The sequence below is a fragment of the Acinetobacter sp. ACNIH3 genome (genome assembly GCF_002918965.1).
GTDB lineage: Bacteria > Pseudomonadota > Gammaproteobacteria > Pseudomonadales > Moraxellaceae > Acinetobacter > Acinetobacter schindleri.
Map to the genome: position 1 here is coordinate 200,659 of NZ_PQLP01000002.1, position 22,555 is coordinate 223,213.

General features: G+C 44.7%; 22 protein-coding genes and 4 tRNA genes. 23 read left to right on the forward strand and 3 right to left on the reverse strand.

Annotated features, from left to right (window positions below):
* The first annotated feature begins 56 nt into the window (after nucleotides 1–56).
* Nucleotides 57–473, forward strand: coding sequence for a PH domain-containing protein (locus C3420_RS02365; protein ID WP_004813613.1), 417 nt, complete (start codon nucleotides 57–59; stop codon nucleotides 471–473).
* Between the two features lie 21 nt (nucleotides 474–494).
* Here the strand turns inward: C3420_RS02365 and C3420_RS02370 are convergent, their stop codons facing one another.
* A complete protein-coding gene (locus C3420_RS02370) occupies nucleotides 495–1,544 on the reverse strand; it encodes an AAA family ATPase (protein WP_103800169.1) in 1,050 nt (349 codons plus the stop codon).
* A 225-nt stretch (nucleotides 1,545–1,769) separates the two neighbouring features.
* Here C3420_RS02370 and uvrC point away from each other — a divergent pair, with 225 nt between their 5' ends.
* The 3 genes from uvrC (at nucleotide 1,770) to pgsA (ending at nucleotide 5,175) form a co-directional block, all read left to right on the forward strand.
* Nucleotides 1,770–3,569, forward strand: coding sequence for an excinuclease ABC subunit UvrC (uvrC, locus tag C3420_RS02375; protein WP_004890610.1), 1,800 nt, complete (start codon nucleotides 1,770–1,772; stop codon nucleotides 3,567–3,569).
* 116 nt (nucleotides 3,570–3,685) lie between these two features.
* Nucleotides 3,686–4,480 (forward strand): acyl-CoA thioesterase, encoded by a 795-nt coding sequence (locus C3420_RS02380; RefSeq protein WP_004813608.1) that lies wholly within the window; start codon nucleotides 3,686–3,688, stop codon nucleotides 4,478–4,480.
* Nucleotides 4,481–4,587: 107 nt separating this feature from the next.
* Entirely contained in the window at nucleotides 4,588–5,175 is a 588-nt protein-coding gene (gene pgsA / locus C3420_RS02385; protein WP_008302472.1) for a CDP-diacylglycerol--glycerol-3-phosphate 3-phosphatidyltransferase, read from the forward strand.
* A 914-nt stretch (nucleotides 5,176–6,089) separates the two neighbouring features.
* Here pgsA and C3420_RS02395 read toward each other — a convergent pair.
* A complete protein-coding gene (locus C3420_RS02395) occupies nucleotides 6,090–6,362 on the reverse strand; it encodes an oxidative damage protection protein (RefSeq protein WP_004813605.1) in 273 nt (90 codons plus the stop codon).
* Nucleotides 6,363–6,391: 29 nt separating this feature from the next.
* Nucleotides 6,392–7,822: an argininosuccinate lyase gene (gene argH / locus C3420_RS02400; protein WP_171294433.1), complete on the reverse strand. Its 1,431-nt coding sequence runs from the start codon at nucleotides 7,820–7,822 to the stop codon at nucleotides 6,392–6,394.
* On the opposite strand from argH, the gene C3420_RS02405 reads away from it, so the two are divergent.
* The 19 genes from C3420_RS02405 to C3420_RS02495 form a co-directional block, all read left to right on the forward strand.
* Complete coding sequence (locus C3420_RS02405) at nucleotides 7,813–8,967, forward strand: sensor histidine kinase (RefSeq protein WP_103800168.1); 1,155 nt, start codon at nucleotides 7,813–7,815, stop codon at nucleotides 8,965–8,967. The genes argH and C3420_RS02405 overlap by 10 nt on opposite strands.
* A 56-nt stretch (nucleotides 8,968–9,023) precedes the next feature.
* Nucleotides 9,024–9,764: a LytR/AlgR family response regulator transcription factor gene (locus C3420_RS02410; RefSeq protein WP_004890599.1), complete on the forward strand. Its 741-nt coding sequence runs from the start codon at nucleotides 9,024–9,026 to the stop codon at nucleotides 9,762–9,764.
* 106 nt (nucleotides 9,765–9,870) lie between these two features.
* Complete coding sequence (hemC, locus tag C3420_RS02415; protein ID WP_103800167.1) at nucleotides 9,871–10,791, forward strand: hydroxymethylbilane synthase; 921 nt, start codon at nucleotides 9,871–9,873, stop codon at nucleotides 10,789–10,791.
* A gap of 5 nt (nucleotides 10,792–10,796) precedes the next feature.
* On the forward strand, nucleotides 10,797–11,576 hold the full coding sequence (locus C3420_RS02420) for a uroporphyrinogen-III synthase (protein ID WP_103800166.1): 780 nt from the start codon (nucleotides 10,797–10,799) through the stop codon (nucleotides 11,574–11,576).
* Nucleotides 11,573–12,400, forward strand: coding sequence for a hypothetical protein (locus tag C3420_RS02425; protein ID WP_103800165.1), 828 nt, complete (start codon nucleotides 11,573–11,575; stop codon nucleotides 12,398–12,400). The genes C3420_RS02420 and C3420_RS02425 overlap by 4 nt, the downstream gene beginning before the upstream one ends.
* A gap of 6 nt (nucleotides 12,401–12,406) precedes the next feature.
* Entirely contained in the window at nucleotides 12,407–13,600 is a 1,194-nt protein-coding gene (locus tag C3420_RS02430) for a heme biosynthesis HemY N-terminal domain-containing protein (protein WP_103800164.1), read from the forward strand.
* Between the two features lie 10 nt (nucleotides 13,601–13,610).
* Entirely contained in the window at nucleotides 13,611–14,039 is a 429-nt protein-coding gene (locus C3420_RS02435; protein ID WP_071320837.1) for an acyl-CoA thioesterase, read from the forward strand.
* Nucleotides 14,040–14,181: 142 nt separating this feature from the next.
* Nucleotides 14,182–14,508 (forward strand): H-NS family nucleoid-associated regulatory protein, encoded by a 327-nt coding sequence (locus C3420_RS02440; RefSeq protein ID WP_026056799.1) that lies wholly within the window; start codon nucleotides 14,182–14,184, stop codon nucleotides 14,506–14,508.
* 184 nt (nucleotides 14,509–14,692) lie between these two features.
* Nucleotides 14,693–15,436 carry a type II secretion system protein N gene (gene gspN / locus C3420_RS02445; protein WP_004890585.1) on the forward strand — a complete coding sequence of 248 codons (744 nt, stop codon included), beginning with the start codon at nucleotides 14,693–14,695 and terminating at the stop codon, nucleotides 15,434–15,436.
* Nucleotides 15,436–16,302 (forward strand): type II secretion system protein N, encoded by an 867-nt coding sequence (locus tag C3420_RS02450; RefSeq protein ID WP_103800163.1) that lies wholly within the window; start codon nucleotides 15,436–15,438, stop codon nucleotides 16,300–16,302. Before gspN ends, C3420_RS02450 begins: the two co-directional genes overlap by 1 nt.
* Nucleotides 16,303–16,340: 38 nt before the next feature.
* On the forward strand, nucleotides 16,341–18,593 hold the full coding sequence (gspD, locus tag C3420_RS02455; RefSeq protein WP_103800162.1) for a type II secretion system secretin GspD: 2,253 nt from the start codon (nucleotides 16,341–16,343) through the stop codon (nucleotides 18,591–18,593).
* 64 nt (nucleotides 18,594–18,657) lie between these two features.
* Nucleotides 18,658–19,311 carry an FHA domain-containing protein gene (locus C3420_RS02460; RefSeq protein WP_048882242.1) on the forward strand — a complete coding sequence of 218 codons (654 nt, stop codon included), beginning with the start codon at nucleotides 18,658–18,660 and terminating at the stop codon, nucleotides 19,309–19,311.
* Nucleotides 19,312–19,393: 82 nt separating this feature from the next.
* Nucleotides 19,394–20,062 carry a phosphoglycolate phosphatase gene (locus tag C3420_RS02465; protein WP_103800161.1) on the forward strand — a complete coding sequence of 223 codons (669 nt, stop codon included), beginning with the start codon at nucleotides 19,394–19,396 and terminating at the stop codon, nucleotides 20,060–20,062.
* 108 nt (nucleotides 20,063–20,170) lie between these two features.
* Entirely contained in the window at nucleotides 20,171–21,664 is a 1,494-nt protein-coding gene (gene trpE, locus C3420_RS02470) for an anthranilate synthase component I (protein WP_004813574.1), read from the forward strand.
* Nucleotides 21,665–21,762: 98 nt separating this feature from the next.
* Nucleotides 21,763–21,838, forward strand: a tRNA-Thr gene (locus C3420_RS02475).
* A 56-nt stretch (nucleotides 21,839–21,894) separates the two neighbouring features.
* A tRNA-Tyr gene (locus C3420_RS02480) sits at nucleotides 21,895–21,978 on the forward strand.
* A 38-nt stretch (nucleotides 21,979–22,016) separates the two neighbouring features.
* Nucleotides 22,017–22,092 (forward strand) — tRNA-Gly (locus C3420_RS02485).
* 17 nt (nucleotides 22,093–22,109) lie between these two features.
* Nucleotides 22,110–22,184, forward strand: a tRNA-Thr gene (locus C3420_RS02490).
* 151 nt (nucleotides 22,185–22,335) lie between these two features.
* A partial coding sequence (locus C3420_RS02495) for a GTP-binding protein (protein ID WP_228146067.1) occupies nucleotides 22,336–22,555 on the forward strand: 220 nt, incomplete at its 3' end.

The window sequence follows — 22,555 nt, forward strand, 5'->3', positions numbered from 1 at the left end:
TTGCTGGTAGATCCTATTTTTAGATTTACAATAGCTTTAAGAATGGGGGAGCACACATGCAGGTATTTCGTTCCAAAAAAGACTGGTGGCTGGTGGCCTTTCTGGTGTGTATGACCGGGCTATTGGTGCAGTTACTGCTGGTAATGTCAGCCAAAGGCACCATGCAGCAATATCCATTGCATACTGCGGTGTATATACTGACGATTGTAATGATCTGGTGGCCTGTGCTGAATACCCGATATCAGCTTACTGCTGATCAATTGATCGTCAAAAGTATGTGGTTTAGCTGGCAGATTCCCGTAGCTGCTATTCAGGCGGTCACTCCAACTGACTATTCATCTGTTGCGCCCGCTTTGTCCCTGAAGCGTTTACGCGTGGATTATCGTGAAGATGGAACCAATAAATTTGTGCTGATCTCACCCAAAGACCAGATGGCATTTATTAATGCGGTACAGAACCAGCAGGCATCTTAAGCGCTCATTCTGTGGTCAAAGCTATTCAGGCTGAATCACCAAATTGCCTTCTATACAATCTAGCTTCAGCGTAGACTGTTCAGGCTGATTTAAAAAATATACCGCTAAAACTGGTTCTAGTTCGATACGCATCTTGCGACCCAGATGACGTGCGCCATAGCGAATATCATGCCCTTGATAGAAATAGGCCTTGGCTGTATCGGTTAGGATCACACTTCGCTTCTGATGCTGTAGTCGCTGATTAAGTTTTTCCAGCTCAATCTCAACCAGTCGTGGCAGAGCATCATTTTGTACAGCCTGATAATGCAGGGTACGATCAATCCTGTTCAAAAATTCAGGATCAAACTTACGCTGCATGACCTTTTCAATAATGCGCTGTGTCGGTACTTTTTTCAGGCACAGATTCTGAACCTGCTGCGGCAAATAACTGAGTTTTTCCAAATATTGCTGGGCAGCTTGCGCGCCAACATTACTGGTCATAAAGATCATACAATTCCGAAAATCGATGGTTTTGGTGCCTGCTGTGAGGGTTAAACGACCTGTATCCAGCACGTTCATTAAACCTCGAATGACTTCGATTGAAGCCTTTTCTAATTCATCAAATAGCATAATGCCCGGGCGGGTATGACTACCTGCAATCGCAGTTTCATCGAACAGGCTATGACCTTCTTTTGAGCCGACATAACCCGGAGGCGCACCTGTTAGCGCTGCGGCATAATGTTCTTGCGCCAGCGTATTCATGTCGATACGGCAAAACGCATCTGGACGTCCATAGATAGCCTCGGCGATCAGGCGCACGGTCTCGGTTTTACCTACTCCGGTTGGGCCAAGCATCAAGGTCACGGACAGGGGACGATCCGGTCTGGAAAAATCAGCCTTGACCACATGTAGCATCTTTTCGATTTCATTCAGCGCAGCATCCTGCCCAATAATCCGTTCCCGGAGCAGGTCCATGACCGCCTTGGGTTCAAAGTGAAAGCGTGGCTTGCCAATCAGGCGGTCACGTTCCGAAGCGCTATGCGTGGAGGTGCCAGGCTGGACGATATGGAAACCGGAATGCTGCGTGGTCATCTTGGGGAATCTCAAAAACGAACCCGTCGAGCATAACAAAGATATCAGTTGAAATTTATAGCTTTTAGCAATCACAGTATAACGGTGAGCCTATAAATTAACCGGGATTGCATACTTATAAACTTCGCTTGTGGGCAGGCTTGATGGTAATTTTGTCACCGCGCTTGAAAATCAGGCAATAAGCATCACATTATCTGCATATTGCATATGAAAAATAGGTTGCAGGTGAACGAGAACGCGCGTCCCCATATTGAAAAAATCCTGGCGAATATGACCACGCTTCCGGGGGTATACCGGATGTATGGCAAGGATGGCGAATTGCTGTATGTGGGCAAGGCAAAAAACCTGAAAAACCGCGTATCCAGTTATTTCGTCAAGACCCTTGAACATCCGAAAACCCAAGCATTGGTGGCGCGGATTTATGATATTCAGACTTTGGTGGTGCGTTCTGAAACCGAAGCGTTACTGTTAGAGCAGAATCTGATCAAGCTGCATCGTCCGCCATATAACATCATGCTGCGCGATGATAAATCCTATGTCTATATCTTTGTATCTAGTGATAAACCTTATCCACGGATTGCAGCAGGTCGAGGCAAGGGCAAGCATCAACCGGGCAAGTTTTTTGGACCTTATCCAAGTGCTTACAATGCCAAGGATACCCTGATCGTTTTACAGAAACTGTTTAATGTGCGCCAGTGTGAAAACAGCTATTTTGCACAGCGTAAGCGTCCCTGCCTGCAATACCAGATCAAGCGTTGCTCAGGCCCCTGTGTTGGACTGATTTCACCTGAAGACTATCAGGAAGATGTCAACAACTCGATTCGCTTCTTGCAAGGCGATACCAAGGAGCTGAATCAGCAGCTGATTGCTAAAATGGAAGCTGCTGCCGAACAGCTAGAATTTGAAAAGGCTGTATTTTATCGGGACCGTATGGCTCTGTTACGTGATGTTCAAGCTAATCAGGCGATCTACAAGGTCAAAGGTGAAGCCGACATTCTGGCGATTGCCCATCAGGCCGGCGTGACCTGCGTACAGATTATGCATGTGCGTAATGGTAAAATGCTGGGGGGTAAAAGCTATTTCCCGGATATCCAGGGTGATGATCTCAGTCAGATGCTGAGTGATTTTATTGCCAACTTCTATTTCCAGGTTGCGGATGAAATTCCAGCAGAACTGATCGTCAATGTAGAAGTGACTGATCGTAACGAGCTGGAACAGGCATTGGCCCAGCATTTTGATAAAAAAATCCAGATTAAATCCAAGGTCCGCGAAACCCGTGCCGAATGGCTGGAACTGGCACAAATGAATGTGTTGCAAGGGATTAAATCGAAACTGGCGAATCACTTTGAACTGAATGAGCGTTTCCATCAGCTGGAGCAGGTGGTGGGACATCCTGTGGACCGGATTGAGTGTTTTGATATCTCACATACCATGGGGGAGGAAACGGTCGCATCCTGTGTGGTGTTTGATAGTGGCGGTGCGCGTAAGCGGGATTATCGCCAGTTCTCGATTAACGACATTACCGAAGGCGATGACTATGCTGCAATGCGTCAGGCGTTGACCCGACGTTATAAAAAGCACATGTTGCCCGACTTGTTACTGATTGATGGGGGTAAGGGACAGCTGCATATGGCAATGGAAGTCATGCAGGATCTTGGTCTGGACGCTTTTATGGTGGGTGTATCCAAAGGTGAGGGACGTAAACCAGGCTTAGAAACTTTACATTTTACTGATGGCACCAAGATTCAACTTCCCGAAGATCATAAAGCCCTGCATCTGATTCAACAGGTACGGGATGAAGCACACCGCTTTGCAATCACCAAACACCGTGCCAAACGCGACAAGAAACGAGGCTCTTCAGTTCTGGAAGTGATTCCCGGTCTGGGCCCAAAACGCCGTCGTGACCTGCTGACCCATTTCGGCGGCATTCAAGGTGTGCTGAAGGCTTCAGAGAAAGACTTGATGTTAGTACCAGGCTTAGGTGAAGTCATGGCTCGTACTATTTATAAAGTACTGCATGAATAAAAATCCAAATTAAATCATTTGCCAAAGTGCTCAGTGACGGAGAAGTCATTGAGCATTCACATCAATTCAAATTTATTGAATGATATCAGAACTAAAATGAACCACAGGGATGCACAATGACACTGGAACAGGTGTATGCAGCGATTGCTGTTGAGGAATGGGTTGATCTTCCAGCAGGATGGTTACAAGGACGGACCCTGTATGGTGGTCTGGCTGCGGCGATGATGATGCAAAAAGCGGTGCTGAGCATTAATGACCCGGCGAAACATCTTTTAAGCACCAGCGTAACTTTTGTGGGGCCGGTCCAGCAACGGCCAGTCAGGTTAACTGCAGAAATTCTGCGTGAGGGTAAATCCGTCACTACGGTTGAAGTTCGCCTGTGGCAGGATGATGCAGTGCAGAGTATCTTGTTAGCCAGTTTTGGTGTAGCACGTGACTCGACTATTCAAGTACATCAGGAGGCATCTGCTCCGGATTATCCAGCTCCAGAAAGCCTGTTTAGCATTCCTCCAAACGTAGGTATGCCGGAATGTTACCAGCAGTTTGAGGTTCGTTGGGCTGAAGTGAATTTGCCATGCACGGGGAGTGATCATCCTGATTTTGGCGGATGGTGCCGTTTTGATCCGGAAAGACATGCAAACCGCAAATTTGAAGTTGCTGACCTGATGGCAATTTTTGATATCTGGCCACCCGGTGTATTGCCGATGTTTAAGCAGATTGCACCAGCCAGCAGCCTCAACTGGACGGTGACCTATGTGCATCCAGTACAACATCAGTTGAATGATTGGTTTAAATATAAAGTATTTACTGATCATGCAGCAGATGGCTACGCGACAGAACATGCCTATCTGTGGGATGCTGAAAATCGCCTGATTGCGATTGCCAGACAGACAGTGACAGTGTTTGCCTAGTGACACTGCTGGCCAATTCGTATAAAGTGAAGCCTATTAACGATGGATCAAACCTCAATAAAAGTGTGCATTTTCATCGTACATGAGGGGAACAATTGGCGGTGTCTATGACTACAGGTCGTATCCTGAATATTCCAAACATCTTGACCTTGGCACGTATTGTCCTGATTCCAGTCTTTCTATTGGTGGCCTATTGGCCGCCGGCGATGGGGATTGATGAAAGCAATCCGGATATGACGCGTCATATGCTGTTGACTGCAATTTTTGTGGTTGCGGCGGTAACGGACTGGTTTGATGGCTATCTGGCGAGAACATTGAACCAGACTTCGGCTTTTGGTCGATTCCTGGATCCGGTGGCAGACAAGCTGATGGTTGCAGCTGCACTGATTGTACTCGTCCAATGGCAACCTTCGATCTCCATGGCCTTTGCTGCAATTGTGATTATCTCGCGGGAAATTACGGTATCAGCTTTACGTGAATGGATGGCTGAACTGGGTGCGCGAACCAGTGTGGCGGTGTCTACAGTCGGCAAATACAAGACCGCTTTCCAGATGATCGCAATTACCGTATTTCTGCTTAACTGGCAGCCGCTAGATATGCTGGCTTATGCATTGCTCTATACTGCAGTTGTGCTCACCTTATGGTCGATGTTTATCTACCTGAAAGCGGCCTGGCCCTATCTGAAACAGCCTTAATCGAATATTGAATCAAGCCCCAGTCACTGGGGCTTTTTTTATGGTCGATGGTAATTCTCAGGCAAAAAAATACCCAGCCTTTGGGGGAAGAACTGGGATGAAATCGGGGATATTTATCGCTATTATACAAAGATGTTGCCATCCTCTTAATTGCTATTATAGGAAATCCATTTTTTAATTCATGTACATTCTTGTAGTGTAATGTTGCATTTCTATAGTGGCATGTATCTGCCGTTTACAATCTATTATTTTGAAATGAATGAAGGGCTTAAATCTAATAAGACTCATAATTAAATTCTTTAAATAAGATAATTAAATTCAGCATTTTTAAACTTAATTGATTAGTAAAACTTCATATTTACAATAAATTTAATCTATAAAATAAATAGTATTGAAAAAAATTGATCTTAAAACTGACGCAAGCTGTTGTTCTGAGAAGTTTAGGAAAAGAGGCAGGATATGATCTATTGATTAGAAAATAGATAACTAGATGAAGGGAATTCTAGGGATTTTATTTGCTTATTTACGGTACATTTCTGCAATCAAGAGAAAGGTGGGTGAGAAAATTAAAAAATGCTTTAAGAAAACCTTTTTCGGATTTCACTTGAGAGGGCGGTTCCTGTCTTTCATCATGTTGAGCGTCGTATAAAAAGTCTGTCTAATGATGGAGATTTTTTTAGATTGAAGCCTATACATAATAAGCTGCTTGTCTTGCGGCGTGGCGGTATAGTGCATAAAAAAGGAGTCTTCTTAGACTCCTTCTTGACATTTGAAACTACGCGCTTCGCTTGTCTTGCGTAATTTTTAGAGCAGTGCATAAAAAAGAATCCCCAAGTTGGGGATTCTTTTAGATTAAAGCCTACGCGCAGCATAGCTGCTTGTCTTGCGGCGTGGCAGAGCAGTGCTCCGCTTGATCACGCCTCAGGCTTTAGCCCTTCAGCTTTTTCCAATGATTCATCATTATTGAAAAACTTCTCACGTTGTTCTTCAAGGAACTTTTTCGCATCCGCTTCAAACACGTTTAAACGCTTTTCATTGATCAGCGTAGTTTGATGCTTCAGCCATTCCTGCCAAGCCTGTTTAGATACAGTATCAAACAGTTCCTGACCCTTTGCACCTGGGAATGGTGCAAAGTCTAAGCCTTCCATTTCTTTTTGATACTTACGGCAAAATACTTGTCGAGACATATCAATACTCCGAATTTAAGATAGCGCAATTAAGTGTAAAGTTTTTCCAGACGTGCATAAGCGCGTTCGATTGCTGCTGCGACTTGTACAGGTGCAGTACCACCAATGTGGTTACGCGCATTTACAGATGCTTCTAAAGTTAACGCTTTTTCAAATACATCTGCCTGGATCAGGTCAGAGAATTGCTGTAGCTGTTCAAGGGTGAGTTCAGACAAGTCTTTACCTTCCTGAACACCAAGTGCAACGGCTTTACCCACAATCTCATGTGCATCACGGAAAGCAACGCCATTTTTCACCAGGTAATCTGCAAGGTCAGTTGCAGTCGAGAAACCACGAAGCGCTGCCTCACGCATGATTTCGATATTTGGAACCAGTGCAGGAATCATATCTGCAAATGCCATCAATGAACCACGAACGGTATCGATCGCATCAAATAATGGTTCTTTGTCTTCCTGATTGTCTTTATTGTAGGCTAATGGCTGACCTTTCATTAGCGTCAACAAGCTCATCAGGTCACCATAGACACGGCCAGTCTTACCACGGATTAGCTCAGGAACATCCGGGTTTTTCTTTTGTGGCATGATTGAAGAGCCGGTACAGAAACGGTCTGGAATGTTTACGAATTTAAACTGTGCAGATGTCCAAAGAATCATTTCTTCAGACATGCGTGACAAGTGCATCATAATTAAAGATGCAGCTGCATTGAATTCAATACCGAAGTCACGATCAGAAACAGCATCTAATGAGTTTTCAGCTACTGCTTCAAAACCTAGCAGTTCAGCTGTATAAGTACGGTCGATTGGATAAGTGGTGCCTGCTAAAGCAGCAGAACCCAATGGCATACGGTTAACGCGTTTACGGCAGTCAATTAGGCGTTCAGAGTCACGGACCAGCATTTCAAACCAGGCCATCAAGTGGTGACCAAAAGTCACAGGTTGTGCCGTTTGCAGGTGAGTAAAACCTGGCATGATGGTATTGGTATTTTTCGCCGCCAAGCTCAAAATGCCTTTTTGTAATTTCTCTAATAATTTTAGGATGGCATCAATTTCATCACGGACATAAAGGCGGATGTCTGTTGCCACCTGGTCATTACGGCTACGGCCAGTATGTAATTTTTTACCTGTAATGCCGATACGCTGAGTCAGACGTGACTCAATGTTCATGTGCACATCTTCAAGGTCAATGCGCCACTCGAAATTACCTGCTTCAATATCTGCCTTAATCGCAGTCAGGCCTTCAATGATGTCATCACGTTCTTGTTCAGTCAGCACGCCCACTTTTGCAAGCATGGTTGCATGCGCAATTGAACCCGCAATATCTTGTTTATAAAAACGTTGGTCAAATTGTACAGATGCTGTAAATTCAGCAACAAAAGCATCAGTCGCTTCAGAGAAACGACCGCCCCACATACCCGAAGTCTGGGCTTGTGATGGATTTGAGGAATTAGAAGATGTGGTCATGTCGGCTCAATAAGATTAAAAGCAGTAGAACGAAAAAGAGTATAGCAAATTCAACGGCTGTTGCCGAAGTCCCATCTGCTCAATCTGTTACAGATCCGATGGGGCAGCAACAATCTTCTTATTTTTTTGGCCAGATTGGCAATTGGCGTTATCTGCTGGAACTGTTTGTTGGCGGTAATGTTTTGGCTTTGGTACTGAGTCTGGCAGAAGCCCAGTCTTGGCAAGCGCTCAATTTTATGCACTTGCTGCAATACATCCTCTATATTAACTGGGTGTTGCTATCATTTGCGGCTTGTGTAGAACTGTTTCACCAGTATTTTGATCGTATGGGGATCAAATCTGCATTGATTACCGGATTCTTGTTCTTACAGGCTATCGTGCTGGTAACGACAGTTAGTTTAAACATTCTGATACATTTTGGGATAAATTTTCATCTGCATGATCTTACATCTGAAATTGCTTTTAAGCAGGTCGGAATGCACCTGAGTTTTGGAATTTTGCTCGGAACTTTCTGTTTTCGTTATCTTTACTTAAGGGAGCAATGGACACGTCAACGCCATAGCGAGTTAAATTCACGGATTCAGGCCATGCAGGCCCGGATTCAACCACATTTTTTATTTAATAGTTTAAATAGTGCTATCAGCCTGATCAGCATTGATCCTGATAAAGCGGAACATATGCTGCTTAATCTGTCCCGACTGTTTCGTGCCAGCTTTCAGGAATTAAAGCTGGTCAGCTTGCAAGAAGAAATCGATTTGTGCCAACGTTATCTGGAGATTGAGCAAATCCGACTCGGTGATCGTTTGCAGGTTGAATGGAAATTAGAAAACAAAGACTTATACTCATACGTCCAAATTCCATTACTGACTTTACAACCCCTATTAGAAAATAGTATTTTCCATGGAGTTGAAAAAATTCTAACAAAGAGTACGATAAGCGTATTGATTGAAATCCTGCAAAATCAAATTAATATTATTATAACAAACCCATATTCACAGGATCATGCAGCATTAAAGCGGGGAAATGGTATTGCAATTGAAAATGTTCGACAGCGTTTGAAGGCCTATTATGGCCCGACAGTAACCTTTAGAACCTATGCCGGCAAGGGAATTTTTACGACGGTTGTGCAATATCAATATAAATAACAATAAAATACAGTTAACTTAACAACAATGACATGCCGTTAACTGAAGGAGGATAAATGGACATCCTGATCTGTGATGATGAGCCTCTTGCCATAGAGCGTTTGGCACGCCTGGTCAGCCAGCTCGGCCATACTGTGGTTGCAACCGCAACCCATGGTCAGCAAGCCCTTGATCTGGCCCATCAGCACGAGCCCGATGTCATTCTATTAGATATTCAAATGCCCGAAATGGACGGTCTGCGTTGCGCACAACATCTGCGCCAGCTTGACCCAATGCCGGCAATTGTTTTTTGTACGGCCTATGACCACCATGCGCTTGATGCATTCAAGTCGAATGCAGAAGGCTACTTGCTCAAACCAGTGATGCAACAGGAGTTAGCACAGGTATTCGAGCATTTAACCAAACTTACCCAAGCTCAGATGAGCCAACTAAAACAAAAAGAAAATATGGAAGAACTCAATATCAGCCGCCATCAGATTGCGGCAAAGACTTATCGCGGGGTGGAGCTTGTCCCTGTGGAAAATATTTACTATTTCCTGGCTGATCAGAAATATGTCACGGTACGGCATAAAAATGGCAGTGTCCTGATCGATGAAACATTAAAGGACTTGGAACAGGAATTTGGCCAGAATTTTATCAGGATTCACCGCAATGCGCTGGTGTCTGTAAACTATCTGGATGGGCTGGAAGTGGTCAGTTCGGGGCAGTATCAGGTGCGTTGCCGTGAGCTGGATGAAAGACTTGCAGTAAGTCGGCGCCATTTACCATTTTTACGTGAACGCATTCATAAGCTCTGAAGCGTATGGGATCGGGTTGCAGTTGAAACTTGCATAAATTCACTTGCATTTTAAAGTGATCAGGTTAAGTTTAGACTATTGTTCTCATTCACTGTATTTGAAATTTATGAAGACCCTAAAAATTGCAACTCGACAAAGTCCTCTTGCACTATGGCAAGCGGAGCATATCCGTGCACGTCTGCAGGAGCTGCATGCCGACCTTCAGGTCGAGTTGGTCACGTTTGTGACACAGGGTGATAAAATTCTTGATACCCCATTGGCAAAAATTGGTGGCAAGGGCCTGTTTGTTAAAGAACTTGAGGCTGCATTACTGGATGGTCGTGCAGACTTGGCCGTGCATTCCATGAAAGATGTACCCATGGCACTGCCTGAAGGTTTAAGTCTTGCGGTGATCTGCGAACGTGAAGATCCATTGGATGCTTTTGTCTCTAATAGCTATACCAGCTTTGACGAGCTGCCACAGGGTGCTAAAGTAGGCACATCCAGTCTGCGTCGTAAGAGCCAGATTTTAAAGGCACGTCCGGACCTTGAGATCATTGATCTGCGAGGTAATGTCGGCACACGGCTGTCGAAACTCGATGCAGGCAATTACGATGCTATTATTCTTGCCAGTGCCGGTTTAAAACGTCTGGGATTGGCAGATCGTATTCGTCATACGCTTAAGCCTGCGGTCAGTTTACCAGCTGTGGGACAGGGTGCGCTTGGTCTTGAATGTCGTGATCGTGATCAGGCTGTACTTGACCTGATCCTGCCACTCTTACATGCGGAGACTGATGCCTGTGTTCGTGCTGAACGCGCATTTAATGCCTATCTGGAAGGCGGTTGTCAGGTGCCGATTGCAGGTTATGCAACTTTACAGGATGGTAAAATTGCTATTGAAGGCCGTGTGGGTAGCGTGGATGGTGCCACCTTATTAAAAGCAGAATTACAGGGTGATGTAAATCAGGCAGAGCAGCTCGGTGTGATTCTGGCACAGAATTTACTGGCCCAAGGTGCGGGTGATTTGCTTAAAGCACTATATTCATAAGATTCATGCTGTTTATCAATACTCGCCCTCAGGATCGTGCTGTCCGACTCACACAGCAGTTACAGGCAGCACAAATTCCTGTGGTAGAGCTACCTTTGCTGGAATTGGTTGCACAGCCTTATTCAGCAGAATTGGATAGCTTGTATCAGCAGTTGAATCGTGCTCAAGTCATTGTGGTGGTGAGTCCGACTGCGGTGCAAATTGGCATGCAATATCTGGCGCAGGCAGGCATTGAACTGGCTACATTGGCCCATATACAGTGGATTGCTGTAGGGCGCAGCACTGAACAGACATTGCTACAATATGGCATTCAAAGTCATGTGCCTGAGATTGAAACCTCTGAAGGAATGCTACAATTACCGATTTTGGAGAGTCTTGAAAAAGATGCTGTTGTAGCCTTTTGGCGAGGTGAGGGCGGTCGATTATTTATGATGGAGCATTTGCGTCAGCAGGGTGTTGAGGTACTAAATTTTGTACTGTATCAACGTCAGTGTCCGGTTCAGTCACAACAGACCATAGCTGCGCTTTTGCCTCGATTGCAGGGCAATCGTCATTATGTGGTTCTGATGAGTAGTGAAGCCAGCTGGTTAAACTGGGTGCAGCTAATGCAGCAGGACATCTCCCTGATCAGCAAGGGAATTTATTTAGTTTTAGGCCCACGTTTGGCCGCTATTTTAGGGGAATACCGTCAACATCATGCTGCAGCATTTGAGTATATACAACTCGAGAACCTGAGCAGCGATGTGATCGTACGGGAGATGAAGCGAGTACTGGGGAACTCATGAAGAAAATTTTAATCGTGCTGTTCATTGTGGCATTCGCCTGGATGGTCAAAATCAGTTATGACCTGTTCAGTTTGCGCCAGGCCCATACAGAACTCAGCTCCAGCTTTACTCTATTGCAGCAGCAAAATGCCAGTTTGAATGACAAGGTGGTTGCACTTAAACGCCAGGTAACTGAACAGCGCCAGGATGCAACAGCTGTATCCAACTCACAGATAGCTACTGCACCTGAATCGCATGATGCCGAACTGGTTCGTCAGCAACTCAGCCTGATTGAGTTCGCTTTGCAGCAGCAGCAATACAGCACAGCATTGGAAAAACTCAGTCAGCTGCAACTGGATTTGCCGAATTATACGCTTGCACCGGCTTTATTAGACGGTTTGGAGCGTGTACTCAGTAAAGATCAGGTAATGTTGCAACAGTTCATCAATAGTCGTCTGGTACAGCAGAATAAAATCCGGGATTTACTTAATCAAATGGATGCTGAAATTGCTAAGGAGTTAAAAGTCCAGCACAGTGCCACACCGGCAGAGTCTGGTTCCTTCTGGCGCAATCTGATTCAAATTGAAGCTGTGCAGCAGCCAAGTACGGTGTTAATGCAGCGAGGACTAGTGTTGAAAGAGGCGCAATTACGTCTATTGATGGCAGAAAACGTGCTACAGCAAAGTCAACAAATTCCTTTCCAACAATCGCTTGGTGCCGTGGCTGAAGTCCTCAAACAATTACCGGATGCCAAAAGCCAGCAATGGGTTAAACAGCTGGAACAGATCCGCACCATACCGCTGACACCGGTTCCTCCTCTGAATGCCCGTACCTTAATGAGCTGATCGCTTATGAAACAGATTCTGCTTGCCTATTTATTTGTCAGTCTGCTCGGTATTGCGGCTTTAAGTCTACTCAGTTACGGTCACGGACCAGGGTATGTCTATCTGTACTGGCGTAACTGGCAGGTACAGACCAGTCTATGGATACTGGCAGCGCTACTGGTTACGATCAGCTTTGTCATGCATATGCTGTGGTATGCGGTTACGCGTTATCTGAATCGCGAGCAGCGCAAAAAACAGCGCGTTTTCAGTTTTCATCATTTACATCCTTATGAACAACTGGCAGTGGTGTGGCTGCTCAATGCCTCACAGGATCAACGTGATTTTATTCAGCAGTCTTTTGCCCAGTCTGGATTATTAAAAGATATTATTCATGCACGTTTGTCTTGGGGGCAGCAGGATTTTGATGAGGCTTTGAAATCTTTAAATCAGTCCAATCCAATGGCATTTGAACTGGCTGAATTACAGCGTATTGAAGTGTACTTATCGCAACAGGATGGTCAGCAGGCATTAACCCATCTTGAATTCTTAAATCAGCATGAATTATCCCCTTGGCTGTTTAAAGTTAAATCAGCTTATGAGCAGAGATTAACCAAATTATGGGGGCAATTTGCCTTAAATTTTCCTTGGTTGTATTTAAGATCAACTCAATATGGTCATTTAGAGCAAAATACTAAAACACTTTGGCTAGAACAATTATTACTGGCTTTTGAACAGGCGGATCAGGAAGATTTAAAATACTTGCAACAGCGCTATATCGACTTAAGCGAAGAAATATTTACACGTGACTATACCGTCAAACTATTGTGGCTGAAGTTGTTATTTAAAATGCCTGAAATGAGTGCCGAGCATGAAGCGCTAGCAGTGCATTTATTGGAACAGCAATTTAATCAGGACGTATTTTATTTATGGTTTCAGCAACAATTACTTCGACAAAATCCTGATTATGAAGTTATTAACCAGCAAATTTCATTATGGGAAGAAAAATATACAGCAGTGCCGGTCTTAACATTTGCCAAATGGCATGTACTGCAAGCTGCGGGTCGAGTAGAGGAAGCCCAGCAACTGCTTGCACTCTATCCAGATGATGTGCGTATGAGTTATCTGCGCATTAAATCTGCCTTGCAGGGGCAGGATGAGTTACAACAACAACTGAATCAGGTGTTTGAATCAAATGCCAATTTTATTGATACAAGAATATAGGGGATAATATATGGAATCACTTGCGCAGTATCCAGTGATTTTTGAGCAACGCGTGGCTTGGGGTGATATGGATGCCTTTGGTCATGTTAATAATGCGGTGTATTATCGTTATATTGAAAGTGCCCGACTGGCTTATCTGGATCGATTAAATATACTAGTTGGTCCATTATTAACTGTTGTGGCTACGAATCAATGTCGCTATTTAAAGCCTGTGGTTTATCCGGATCAACTTAAAATCGGTGTGCGTATTGAAGATATAGGCACTACCTCATTTCGTATGAGTTATTTATTATGGAGTGAGCAGCAGCAAAGTGTAGTGGCAATTTCTGAAGCGGTTCTGGTTTGTATAAATAAAAATAGCATGCAAAAAATGCCAATTCCTGAAGATGTACAGGAAATAATAAGAAATCTAGAAAATACGGTTGAACATACAGTTTAAAATACGAGAAAATTATTTAATTTTGTAATTAATTTTATTATTTGTTGTTATCCGTTCAAATTTTTTTATTGAATATTTTATTTAATCTAAATATTATGAAAAAGTTATTTATAAAACGAATAATATTATTTTTATGGAGAGAGTGATGCCAGACATTACGAATTTATCAGTTGAAGAGTTGAAGCGTTTACAAGCTGAAGCTGAAGCATTAATTGCGTCTAAAAAAGACCAGGAAATCGAAGATGCTTATAATCAGGTATTAAGCATTGCAGAAAAAGTAGGTATGAGCATTGAGCAGTTGCTCGAGTTCGGTGCCTCTAAGCGCAAGAAATCATCTCGCAAGACTGTAGAACCACGTTACCGCAGTAAAGCAAATCCGGAAGAAACTTGGACAGGTCGTGGTAAACAGCCACGCTGGCTGGTTGCAGAACTGGAACAAGGTGCCAAGCTGGAAGATTTTCTGATCTAAAGATTTGACTGTGAATGTTGTCATAGGTCAGTCATGGAAATGATCTATATATCTTTAACCAAGCATCATTGCTTGGTTTTTTTATGCCCATCAATTGGCGTGGTGAAAAAAGTATGCATAATGTACTTATATTAAGAAAAGAATCATAACCAGGAACTGAAATTGATGGATTGGTTGGGGTGGGATGAGCAGTAAACCGAAAACTTTCAAATGGTTAATTCTTGCCATAGTCGCCTTTTTTATTTTTGTGGTTTTGCAGGTGCCGGCTGCCTGGCTGATTTCAAAATTTTATAAAAATAATCAGGTACTGCATAACGTCAGTGGCAATATTTGGCAGGGGAGTGCTGACTGGAAAAAAGGTCAATTGCGTGGCAGCCTCAACTGGCAGGTCCGTCCATTGGATTTGTTATTATTGCGTCTCGGGGCAAATGTGGAAGTACATAGCGGCAATACTAAACTTGCCGGTGTAATGGCTTACGGTCTGACCAAAACGCTAGTCGCCAGGAATCTGGAAGGACAGGTCGCACCAGAAACCTTGAAAAATCTGGCAGACTGGCAATGGCCAACCAATGCAATTCAATTTAAGCAGCTCGATTTTAAATATAAGAAACAAAATGGCTTTAGTGATGTGAGTGGTCAGTTGAATTGGACCGGGGGAGAATTGATCTATACCTTTGCACAGCGTCAAGAGCGGATGAGTGTTCCTGTTCTTGCCGGGAAGCTGGCAGATGAGTCAGGTAAATTATTGCTGGATGTTCGCGATAGTCGTGATCAGAAAATGCTGAATATTGAACTTGATCCCGATCTGATGCTGAATGTGCAACTGACACAGCGTATGTTACTGAATGTTCCTTCCTATGAAGGTAAAGCTGGACTGGACACTTATGTCATCAGCACCCGTCAGCCGTTGATGGGAGGCCTAAACTGATGGCCATCAATATAGATAAATTTAAACAGCTGGATCTACAGTCGTTTAATAAAGCAGCACCCGCACTTTTAGTTTTACTGATTCTGTATCTGTGCTGGAAACTGGCAGCCCTATTCTGGCTGGTCGTTGCACCGCCTCAAGCCCTGCAAGTAGAACGTGTAGAGTTGGGCTCACAGCAGTCACGGATTCCGAATATCAGCTCTTTCGCCTTATTTCAGGAAACTGGACAAAGTGCGGCAAGTGCGGAAGTCTCCAATATTCTGTTACAAGGGGTGATGGTTGCCAGTCCAAGCTATTTGTCTTCAGCAGTATTGAAGCTGAATGATCAGGTCGATCGCTATCGTGTTGGCGAGAGCTTGGGTAATAGCGGCTATGAGCTGGCTGAAGTGTACTGGGATCGGGTGATTATTCGTCAGCAAAATGGTGCGAGTAAGGAAGTTTTCTTTAAGGGCTTGGAAAATGGCTTAAATCAGCCTTGGCAGAGTAATGAGCAGAAAAGTGGGCGTTCATCGTCATCCTCAAATTGGGGTGGATCAGCGAATCAGCCAACAAATGAGCCTGCTTCACCGCAGAATGAGATTGGTCACGCGATTCAGCAGATGAATGAAAACCGCGAACAGTATCTGGAAAATATGGGAGTTTCTGCAGGTGAAGGGGGTTATGAAGTCACTTCGCGAACTCCGGCAGTGCTGCGTAACCGTCTCGGTCTCAGACCCGGCGACCGGATTGTATCCCTGAATGGTCAAACCGTCACTGCAGGACAATCTGAAGTGCAGTTACTGGAACAGGCACGACAGCAGGGCCAGGTAAAACTTGAAATTAAACGTGGTGATCAGGTGATGACCATTCAACAGGATTTAAAGTGATGTGTCATCACATATAGGGTTGGGAAGCATTTAGGTTTATGGCTTTATTTAATAATAATCGATCAGCATGGGCGCTTTGTGTTGCCGCACCTCTGGTGGCTATGGTCAGTACCGCAACTTATGCGCAGACCTGGAAAATCAATCTGCGTGATGCAGACCTGGCTGCTTTTATTAATGAAGTAGCCGATATTACGGGGAAAAATTTTGCCGTTGATCCAAGGGTGCGCGGCAATGTCACAGTCATTTCAAACCGGGCATTAAACCGGGCTGAAGTCTATGATCTGTTTCTTGGGGTCTTGAATGTTAATGGTGTCGTGGCGATCCCGTCCGGGAATACCATCAAACTGGTGCCAGACAATAACGTCAAGAACTCCGGTATTCCGTATGATGCCCGTAACCGTGCGACTGGTGACCAGATTGTGACCCGGGTAATCTGGCTGGAAAATACCAATCCGAATGACCTGATTCCAGCACTACGCCCACTAATGCCACAGTTCGCCCATTTAGCGGCTGTGCCAGGAACCAATGCTCTGATTGTTTCCGATCGCGCTAGCAATATTTACCAGCTGGAAACCATTGTGCGTAATCTGGATGGTACCGGTCAGAATGATCTGGAAGCGATTACCTTACAGTCGAGTCAGGCTGAGGAGATGATTGGCCTGATTGAGTCCATGACAGCTACAGGTGCTGCCAAGGATCTCAAAGGCTCACGTGTGCGGGTCATGGCAGATCAGCGGACCAATCGGATTATCATCAAAGGCGATACTGCAACCCGTAAGCGTATTCGCCAGATTATTGAAACGCTGGATGTGCCTGCAGCGGATCGTTTAGGGGGGCTAAAAGTCTTTCGCCTGAAATATGCCAGTGCCAAAAACCTGGCTGAAATTTTACAAGGACTGGTTTCTGGGCAGGCTCAGGGGCGTTCGAGCTCTTCTTCAGAGAACAGCTCCGCAGGAACTTCGCTGAATACATTGGGCAATAACAGCTCTGCATCCAATATGTCTCAGGAAGCTTCCACTTCCGGGATTCAGTTAAATTCAGGATTAGGAAATAACCAGCAAGGAATTACCAGTTTTAATGCCAATGGTGTCAGTATTATTGCTGATGCGACCCAGAATTCATTGGTAGTGAAGGCTGATCCACAACTGATGCGCGAAATCGAGTCGGCGATTAATCAGCTGGATACGCGTCGTCAGCAGGTGTTAATTGAAGCTGCGATTCTGGAAGTGGAAGGTACGGATGCTGACCAGCTGGGTGTGCAGTGGGCACTTGGTGATCTAAGTAGCGGTATTGGTCTGATTAACTTTGATAACTTTGGTGCCAGCCTGAAAAATATTGCTGCCGGCTATCTGACCGGTGGTGCGGCAGGGGCAGGCAGGGCAATTGGTACAGGGACCTCACTCGTGATAGGTGATTATCGTGAAGGCAGTGATGGTTCCCGAAAGCTCTATGGTGCACTGATTCAGGCACTCAAAGAAACCACGAAGTCGAATCTATTGTCTACGCCATCGATTGTGACCATGGACAATGAAGAAGCCTATATCGTAGTGGGTGAAAACGTTCCATTTGTAACAGGTTCAGTTTCTACGGGTGCGGCAGGTGTTGCCAACCCCTACACCACCATTGAGCGTAAAGATGTGGGTGTGACACTAAAAGTCATTCCGCATATTGGTGAAAATGGAACCGTACGTCTGGAAGTCGAGCAGGAAGTTTCTGCAGTTGCACGTGATAAGGGGCAGGCATCAGATCTGGTCACCAGTAAACGTGCGATCAAAACTTCAATTCTGGCCGAACATGGTCAAACCATTGTGCTCGGTGGTCTGATTTCAGATAACACCAGCTACGGTCGTCAGGCGGTACCGGGTTTGGGTGCAATCCCTGGTTTGGGGCGTTTATTCCGCTCGGAAGGTAAATCCAATCAGAAGCGTAACCTGCTGATTTTTATTCACCCAACGATTGTGGGGGATAAAAATGAAGTGCATAAGATTTCCCAGCAGCGCTATAGTCAGCTGTATAGCTTGCAATTGGCGCTAGATTCGGATGGTAATTTTGCCAAACTGCCAGAAAACCTGGATGATGTATATCAACAACGTCTCCCTGTTTCTAAAACACCCCTAGGGTCGAATTACCAAACTGTACCAACTGCACCTGTAGCCTCACAGCCGGTGGCAGTAGTCACTACGCCAGTTGCAATTGAACCTGTAGTGCAACAGCAATCTGTGCAACCAGTACAAAATGTAGAAAAAACCCGAAATACAGTGACAACCACGACGTTGCGTCCGAAAAGCTAGAGGTGCGGTGGTTGCAAACAGCATGTTATGATCAACGTAACAGAATAAAAGAGAAGTGGATGTTATGACTTGGAAAATTCAAGCCATTACTGGCGATCTGACAGGACAGGAAATTAGCATTGACCGTGACATGCTGGTGGGTCGTCATCAGGCAGCAGATATTGTGTTGCAGGCTGCAGAAATCTCGCGTAAGCATGCTGCCTTCTTGCTGAAGGAAAATGCACTGTGGGTACAAGACCTGGGTTCTTCAAATGGTACTTTTGTCAATGATATGCGCATTGATTCAGAAGCATTGCTGAAACAGGGTGATATTGTACAGTTTGCCAGCCTAAAATTCTCTGTGCTTGAGCCAGCACAAGAAGTCATCGTCGAACCTGAACTAGAACAGACAGCTGAACGTATTATTGAAGAGGCTGCTGAGAAGACTGCTGCTCATCAGATGAATGAGCAGGGTATGCCAGAGCTAAAAGAGCGTGATGCTGAAGTCCAGTTGACTCGTGATGGTATGCCAACCAATGTAGGTATTCCAAAACCGGCGCCAATTCCTGAAGGTATAGATTTATCTGCGGTTAAACCTGAACCAACACCAATTCCTGTTGAGCAACCGGTTTCTCGTGTAGAAGAAGCGAAGGAACAGCAAAAAAATGCTTCAGTCGGTTTGATTTCTTTAATTGTTATTGTGATTTTAGCAATTATGGCCTGGCTATTCTTTAAATAAGCCAAGTATTGGTTACAATTAAGGCATGCAATCGCATGCCTTTTTTGTGGCTGCGTGATGAATAAACATAAAGAGGGTGGAAATGTCTGTAGCACAACTGGATAAACGTGAGCTGATTTTATTTGATCTGGATGGCACCTTGGTGGATTCTGCTTCTGACCTGTATCGTGCCATGAATATGAGCTTAAATGTGCTGCAATTGCCTTTTGTGACTGAAGAACAGGTACGAGTCTGGATTGGAAAGGGTACTTCGAAGTTTTGTGAAAGCGTACTACTGCACCTGACTGGAAGTTTGGATCCAGCACAGCATCAGGAATTACTAAATACTTTCCTGGAAGTCTACAATGCTGATCCATGTGTCGATACCGTACCATTTCCGGGCATTATTGAATTTCTACAATGGGGTAAAGCACAAGGTAAAAAGCTCATTTGTGTGACCAATAAGCCCGAACAGCCTGCACGCAGTATTTTAGATATTTTGGATATGGCGAAGTATTTTGATGACACTATTGGTGGTGACCGTTTTACCGAACGTAAGCCGGATCCGCGTCAATTGCTGCATTGTGTCGAGCATTATGCTGTCAGCAAAGAGCAGGTGCTGATGATTGGCGACTCGGTGAACGATGTCGAAGCTGCACGCCGTGCCGGTATAGATTGTATTGTAGTCAGCTATGGCTATAATCATGGTGAGAATATAGCAGACAGCCATCCTCAGGAGATTGTGGATGATCTACGTGAACTGCTGGCTTAATTAGGGTATTAGGGAATTAAAATGAATAGTTCTAAGGTTTTTCGATGGCGTCGCTCAGTCCAATTCTATTTACACACTGAGTAACCCTAATTTAAAGAGAAAAACCGAATGACCACTCAAGCACAATTCCAGCAACTTGCTGCGCAAGGCTATAACCTGATTCCCGTTTACCGTCAGCGCTTGGCCGATACTGATACGCCCCTTTCTATTTTTGCTCGCCTTAAACAGCATCAACAGGCTTATCTGTTTGAATCGGTTGAGGGGGGGGAGAACTGGGCGCGTTATTCAATCATCGGTTTGGGTGAATCTACCGTGTTCTCCTGTAACGCAGGTGAACTGACGGTACAACATGCCGATGGCTCGATTGCAAAGCAGCACTGTTCAGACCCCTTCCAATACATTCGCGACTTTCAGGCGCAGTTTAAAGTGCCGACTCAAGCAGACTTACCTGCTTTACCAAGTTTTACTGGTGGTCTGGTCGGTTACTTTGGCTATGACTCGGTACGTTATATCGAGCCAAAGCTGAATAATGTCCCTGAAGCCGATCCAGTAGGTTTGCCAGATATCTGGATGATGCTGTCTAAAACAGTGATCGTATTTGATAACCTCAAAGATACCTTGTTTTTGATTGTGCATGCCGATACGAATGATGCTAATGCATATGAAAAAGCACATGAAAAATTAAATGAATTGGAAAATATTCTGGCAACACCAATCAGTCTGAAAGCAGAAAAACATACTCCACCGCATTTTGAGTCATTAACCGGGCATGACAACTTCCTTGCTTCTATTGAAAAAGTGAAAGAGTACATCCGTGCTGGTGATGTGATGCAGGTAGTACCCGGTCACCGTATGGTCTCTGATTTTGATGGAGAGCCTCTACAGGTCTATCGTGCGTTACGCCACCTTAACCCATCACCCTACCTGTTCTTGGTGCAAGGGCAGACCTTAGAAAACAAGACACCATTCCATATTGTAGGTTCTTCACCTGAGATTTTATCTCGTTTGGAAAATGGGATTGCTACTGTGCGTCCCCTGGCAGGGACTCGTCCGCGTGGCAAGACCAAAGAAGAAGATCTGGCATTAGAAAAAGATCTGCTTTCTGATGAAAAAGAGATTGCCGAGCATTTAATGCTGATTGATCTGGGCCGAAATGATGTTGGTCGGGTGTCAAAAATCGGTAAAGTGCAAGTGACTGATCAAATGGTGATCGAACGTTATTCGCATGTCATGCACATTGTCTCGAATGTACAAGGTGAAGTGCGTGATGATGTAGATGCATTGGATGTTTTTAAAGCAACATTCCCGGCAGGCACGCTTTCTGGTGCACCAAAAATTCGTGCCATGGAAATTATTGACGAAGTTGAGCCGGTAAAACGTGGAATTTTCGGTGGTGCTGTTGGTTATTTAGGCTGGCACGGCGAAATGGACATGTCGATTGCGATTCGTACCTGTGTCATTCGTGAAAATAAGGTCTATGTTCAGGCCGGAGCAGGGCTGGTTGCTGACTCAAATCCTGAATCTGAGTGGAATGAAACCCAAATAAAAGCTCGCGCAGTGATCAAAGCGGTTGAATTATCATCAAATGGTTTGATTTTATGAGTTTTTGACGTTTTTTTTGAAAAAAACACTTGCATGGTTTCTGAGTTTTGCTAAACTGCACACCGTTCCGATACGAAACGTACGAAACACTAAGAAACGCCGGCATAGCTCAGTTGGTAGAGCAACTGACTTGTAATCAGTAGGTCCACAGTTCGAATCCGTGTGCCGGCACCATCTTAGAGAGTTTCTAGTGTAGAGTAAAGAACAGCACTGATGTAAGTGTAAAAAATGGTGAGGTTCCCGAGCGGTCAAAGGGGGCGGACTGTAACTCCGCTACGAAAGTTTCGAAGGTTCGAATCCTTCCCTCACCACCAATTTTAAGACTTCAATAAGTGGTTTGTACCAACATCGTGCGGGAGTAGCTCAGTTGGTAGAGCGGTAGCCTTCCAAGCTACATGTCGCGAGTTCGACCCTCGTCTCCCGCTCCATTGAAGTACTAATATTTGCTCTTATAGCTCAGTGGTAGAGCACTCCCTTGGTAAGGGAGAGGTCTCGAGTTCAAATCTCGATAAGAGCTCCAGATTACAGTTTATCGCAACATTGTTGCAAAAGATTCCAAAAGCAGGCTATTTAGTCTGCTTTTCAAGTATTGGGCGTTTGATTTTTTTAGGCGATATGTCGGAGCTGAGTTTTACTCAGAATTGTGTTCGACGTAAACGAGGAAGATGAACATGGCTAAGGCTAAGTTTGAACGTAATAAGCCACACGTTAACGTGGGCACAATTGGTCACGTTGACCATGGTAAAACAACTTTAACAGCTGCAATTGCAACTGTATGTGCGAAGAAATTCGGTGGTGAAGCGAAAGACTACGCTGCAATTGACTCTGCACCAGAAGAAAAAGCACGTGGTATTACCATTAACACTTCTCACGTAGAATACGATTCTCCAA